Source organism: Pseudomonas sp. 05N434 (assembly GCF_056396965.1).
In genome coordinates this window covers 1-1,542 of the sequence record NZ_JBFTMK010000810.1, presented here as the reverse complement: position 1 = coordinate 1,542, position 1,542 = coordinate 1, and the positions used below count along the sequence as shown (strand labels likewise).

Below are 1,542 nucleotides of genomic sequence, written 5' to 3'. Positions count from 1 at the left end.
TGTCACCCTTGATCGGCTGATCATGCACCTTATGCGAATTCGCCTATTCGTTTGATTTGAGTAATTTTTTGGAGACAGCATGTTCGTTTACGGTATTACTGACATTGCAGCGTCCACCCACTAGCACGACGCTGTGTGAAATCTGCAACGTTCAGCATGGAGTTGGTGCACGGATTTCAAGGGCTGCCATTTGCGGAAATGATAGATTATCCGATGTTATTTTTCGACTATTGGAATTATAATACGTTGAACGTAATAGAAATTACAGATCAGTTACCCTTGGTCGACGAACCCCCACTCGACCCGCATTTTCTGGCGCTTAACGCCCAGGCAGCCGCCGCGGCGTTTATCGCCGCCGGCACCGCGGCCAATACGGTGCGCAGCTACCGCAGCGCCCTTGCCTACTGGTCGGCTTGGCTGCAACTGCGTTACGGCCAAGCGCTGGGGGATACCCCGCTGCCACCAGCTGTGGCGCTGCAGTTCGCTCTCGATCACCTGGCTCGCCCCTTGGCCGACGGCAGCTGGGCGCACCTGCTGCCGCCATCGATCGACACCGCGCTGGTCACCGCCCGGGTCAAGGCCAAGTTGGGGCCACTGGCCTTCAACACGGTCAGCCACCGTCTTTCAGTGCTCGGTAAATGGCACCGGATCAATGAATGGGACAGCCCTACGGACGCGTCGGCGCTGAAGACCCTGCTGCGCGACGCGCGCAAGGCGCAGTCACGTCAGGGCGTGGCGGTGCGCAAGAAGACCGCGATCGTGCTCGAGCCGTTGCAGGCGCTGCTGACCACCTGCGACGACGGCGTGCGCGGCATTCGCGACCGCGCCCTGTTGCTGTTGGCTTGGAGCGGTGGCGGTCGCCGGCGCTCGGAAGTGGTCGGCCTGCAAGTCGGTGATGTGCGCCAACTGGATGCCGACACCTGGCTGTACGCCTTGGGTACGACCAAGACCGATACCGGCGGCGTGCGTCGCGAGAAGCCGCTGCGCGGCCCGGCCGCCGCCGCGCTGGCCGCCTGGCTGGCGGCGGCACCGGCCGAATCCGGCCCGCTGTTTCGTCGCCTGTATAAAGGCAACACCGTGGGTCGCGCGGGACTGTCGGCGGACCAGGTGGCGCGTATCGTTCAGCGCCGGGCGAAATTGGCCGGACTGGAGGGGGACTGGGCGGCCCACAGCCTGCGCTCGGGCTTCGTCACCGAGGCCGGGCGCCAGGGCGTGCCGTTGGGCGAAGTGATGGCCATGACCGAACACCGCAGCGTGACCACGGTGATGGGCTACTTTCAGGCAGGGGCGCTGCTCAGCAGTCGCGCCACCTCGCTGCTGGGGGATGCTGAGTCATTCACTCAAGGCGGCTCGCCGCAAGCCAGCGAAACCGATCCGAGCGAGCAATGAGGCTACCTGCATTCGGTGATATGGCTGGATCGAATTTCATCGCGAGCACGCTATCGGAACAGCCTAGCCAGCAGCCGACACCCCTGCCGATGGCAAGGTGAAGTCCCAATCGACACATGGAAAAGCTTAGATCTGTTGAGCTTCGCGCTGGAC

General features: G+C 62.6%; 1 protein-coding gene. It reads left to right on the top strand.

Translation table 11 applies throughout. The features are described 5' to 3' along the window. Nucleotides 1–246 precede the first annotated feature (246 nt). Nucleotides 247–1,389, top strand: a complete 1,143-nt coding sequence (locus AC1DLB_RS29665) for a site-specific integrase (protein WP_477743106.1) — start codon at nucleotides 247–249, stop codon at nucleotides 1,387–1,389. Nucleotides 1,390–1,542 lie beyond the last annotated feature (153 nt).